Source organism: Bradyrhizobium sp. SZCCHNRI1009, assembly GCF_032487575.1.
Lineage (GTDB): Bacteria > Pseudomonadota > Alphaproteobacteria > Rhizobiales > Xanthobacteraceae > Bradyrhizobium.
On the sequence record NZ_JAUEUL010000049.1, the window covers coordinates 1 to 3,330 of the forward strand.

General features: G+C 64.8%; 3 protein-coding genes. All 3 read right to left on the reverse strand.

Annotated features, from left to right (window positions below; genetic code table 11):
* Nucleotides 1-108: 108 nt before the first annotated feature.
* The gene (locus tag QX010_RS32965) at nt 109-969 is read right to left on the reverse strand and encodes a MaoC family dehydratase (RefSeq protein WP_316183707.1); all 861 of its coding nucleotides are present in this window, start codon (nt 967-969) and stop codon (nt 109-111) included.
* Nucleotides 970-1,406: 437 nt separating this feature from the next.
* Nucleotides 1,407-1,796: a Zn-ribbon domain-containing OB-fold protein gene (locus QX010_RS32970; RefSeq protein ID WP_315800936.1), complete on the reverse strand. Its 390-nt coding sequence runs from the start codon at nt 1,794-1,796 to the stop codon at nt 1,407-1,409.
* Nucleotides 1,796-2,944 (reverse strand): thiolase domain-containing protein, encoded by a 1,149-nt coding sequence (locus QX010_RS32975; protein ID WP_316183709.1) that lies wholly within the window; start codon nt 2,942-2,944, stop codon nt 1,796-1,798. The genes QX010_RS32970 and QX010_RS32975 overlap by 1 nt, the downstream gene beginning before the upstream one ends.
* Between the last annotated feature and the right edge of the window lie 386 nt (nt 2,945-3,330).

The window sequence follows — 3,330 nt, forward strand, 5'->3', positions numbered from 1 at the left end:
AAAAACCCACAACAGTTGAGCCTCGCAATATGCGGAAGCTGAACCGGACAGCCGTGGGACAAGCCCGGGCATGACGATAACTAACAGCTGTGCCTCACATCACGAGGATCATCCCAGCACTGTCTTGCCGTTCTTGATCACCGTGACGTTGCGCGACTTCACGCGCGCTTCGAAGGAGATCACATCGCCATCCTTCCAGAGATCGACCGTCACGGTCTCGCCGGGGAACACCGGCGACGAGAACCGCGCGGCGTGCTGGCGGAACGCCGAGGCGTCGTAGTCGGCATAGGTCTGCAGCACGGCGCGGCAGGTGAGGCCGTAGGTGCACATGCCGTGCAGGATCGGCCGTGGGAAACCGGCGCGACGGGCAAACTCGGGATCGGAGTGCAGCGGGTTGCGGTCCCCGCACAGGCGGTAGATCAGCGCCTGGTCAGGCCGTGTCGAGATGTCGACGCTGCGGTCCGGTGCGCGGGTCGGCACCGGGTGCGGCTCGGGAATGCCGCCAGACGGACCGCCGAAGCCGCCGTCGCCGCGGGCGAAGCGTGAGGCGACCAGCGTCGTCAGCGGCGCGCCGCCCTCGTCGCGCAGGATGGTCTGATGGCGGATGACGGCGCCCTTGTCCTTGCCCTTGTCGGACACCGCGAGCACGGAGGAGTCGGCCGTGATCTTCGCGGCCACCGCCAGCGGCTTGTGAAAGGTGATGTCGCGCTCGCCGTCGACCACCAGCACGCGGTTGAGCTTCATGTCGCCGGGACCGGCGCCCCAGGCCGCGACGGAGGCAAAGGTCGGCACCACCTTCAGCGGCCGCGGCTCGGCGGTGGCCTCGTTGACGAAGGCGAGCTCCTTCTCATCCATGGGATCGGCCCCCATGCCGATGCCATAGGCGTACAGCATCACCTCGCGATCACCGTAGGCATAGGGCTGCCCGATCGCCTTCATCGCCATCAGCTCATCGTAGTTGATCGGCATGTCGCCTCCCCGAACTTCGTTCTCTTGTAGGGTGGGCAAAGCGAAGCGTGCCCACCGCCTTTCTTGTTGTATATCGGTGGGCACGGCGCTCCGCGCCTTAGCCCACCCTACGCACGTCTTCCGATGCCCATTGCTGCGCCCTCTCCCCTTGTGGGAGAGGGCAGCGCAACTATCAATTCCGACCTCACTCGGGTGAGGGGTTGTCTCCACAGCCGCACTGTCTGCGCGGAGAGAGACCCCTCACCCGGCTCAATCTCGCTTCGCTCGATCTCGCCACCCGCTCCCACAAAGGGAGAGGGTACACCATTGTTGGAGCACGCAGATGCATGCCCCATCGTCATTGCGAGCGGAGCGAAGCAATCCAGGGCTGCGCGAGGACTCTGGATTGCTTCGTCGCTTCGCTCCAATGACGTGGAGCCGCATCCGTGCTCACTCACCTACGCCGGTGTAAAGAACGGCAGCGGGGCGCCGTCGGTGGGCTTGAACACAACCCTCACCTTCTGGCCGATCTTCAACGCATCGAAATCGCAATCGACGAAATTGGTCTGCAGCGACGGCCCCTCCTTCAAGGTCACGTAGCCGATCGCATAGGGCCCGGTCGGCGACTTGCGCATGATCGAGAACGTGTAGATCTCGCCCTCGCCCGCGCTCTGCTCCCACACCGTCTGGTCGGAGAAGCAGAACGGGCAGATCGAGCGCGGGAAATAATGCGCCTCGCCGCATGCCGTGCAGCGCTTGATCATGAATTTGCCCTCGGCGGCGGCATCCCAGAACGCCTTGGTCTCGGGATTGGTGACGGGGGCCGGAAGTTTCTTGGCTTCGGACATCAGACGCGCTCCAGAATGCAGGTCGAGGCGGCGTGGCGCACGCCGAGCAGGCCGCCGGTGCCATGGGCGATGGCGAGGTCGCAATTCGGCACCTGGACCTTCGGATGAGCTTCGCCGCGCAGCTGGCGCACGGCCTCGATCACCTTGGTCATGCCGCCGCGGTTGACCGGATGGTTGCTGCACAGGCCGCCGCCATCGGTGTTGAACGGCAGCTTGCCGACGCCGGAGATGAGGTTGCCGTCGGCGACGAACTTGCCGCCCTCGCCCTTCTTGCAAAAGCCGAGGTCCTCGAGCTGCATCAGCACCGTGATGGTGAAGCTGTCATAGATCGAGGCGTATTTGATATCATTCGGGGTCACGCCCGCCTCCTCGAAGGCGCGCGGGCCGGACCACACACCGGCGGAATAAGTGAGATCGAGGTCCTTGCCGCCGCGCGGCCCCTTCATCGCCTCGCCATGGCCGATCAGCCGCACCAGCGGCTTCTTCAGGCTCTTGGCGATCTCCGGCGTGGTCACGATCAGCGCACCGCCGCCGTCGGTAACGACGCAGCAATCCATGCGGTGCAACGGATCGGAGATCATCGGCGAGTTGATCACGTCCTCGACCGTCACGACCTCCTTCAGCATCGCATGCGGATTGTACTGCGCGTGATGCGAGGCCGCGACCTTGATCCAGGCGAGCTGCTCCGACGTGGTGCCATAGTCGTGCATGTGGCGCATGGCGCACATGCCGTAGGCATTGTGCGTGGTGGCGCCATAGGCCATCTCGAAGTCGGCTTCCGCGCCGGCGGCGCGCGGCGGCATCGGGCCGGTGCGCGGCTTGCCGGCCAGCGTGATCAGCGCGATCGAGCATTTGCCGGCGGCAATCGCCTCAGCGGCGTGGCCGACGTGGATCAGATAGGAGCAGCCGCCGGTCTCGGTGGAATCGATGTGCCGCACCTTCAAGCCGAGATAGTCGACCATCGGCCACGCGCCGCCCGGCGCATCGCCGGCGCAGAAATAGCCGTCGACATCTTTCGCGCTCAACCCGGCATCCTCCAGCGCCCCCTTGGCGACCTCGGCATGCAGTTGTGCGGTCGATTTGTCCGGTGCGTGCCGGGTCGGATGCTCATAGATCCCGGCAATGTAGGCCTTGCCCTTGATGGTCAATTCCGTCTCCGCTTCCTGTCGTGTCCTGCCCGATGGTTGGAGATTTTCTGGACCCTCGCAGGAGGCTTGGCAAGCGTGGAAAATATTCCGCGAGGTGGAGATGACCACGAGTGCCGTCTCGCATTCCGCTGTCGTCCCGGGCTTGACCCGGGACCCATAACCACCGGCGGATCTTGTTGGACTCGATGGTCGCCCCGCGTGCCCTCTCACACCCGCCGGTGGTTATGGGTCCCGGGTCAAGCCCGGGACGACAGCGATCGTGTGGCGCGAGCGAGCACATATCGAACTACACGTGACCCAGCACTCCCGCGACATCACTGCCCGGGTCATGCTGATCTTGTTCGCCCTCTTCAGATCGGAGGGCGCAGGGAAGGCCAGGCGTCGGC

What these genes read in the sequence shown, in the direction of transcription:
- QX010_RS32965 (WP_316183707.1), bottom strand. Translation starts at nt 969, where the DNA reads ATGCCGATCAACTACGATGAGCTGATGGCGATGAAGGCGATCGGGCAG.
- QX010_RS32970 (WP_315800936.1), bottom strand. Translation starts at nt 1,796, where the DNA reads ATGTCCGAAGCCAAGAAACTTCCGGCCCCCGTCACCAATCCCGAGACC.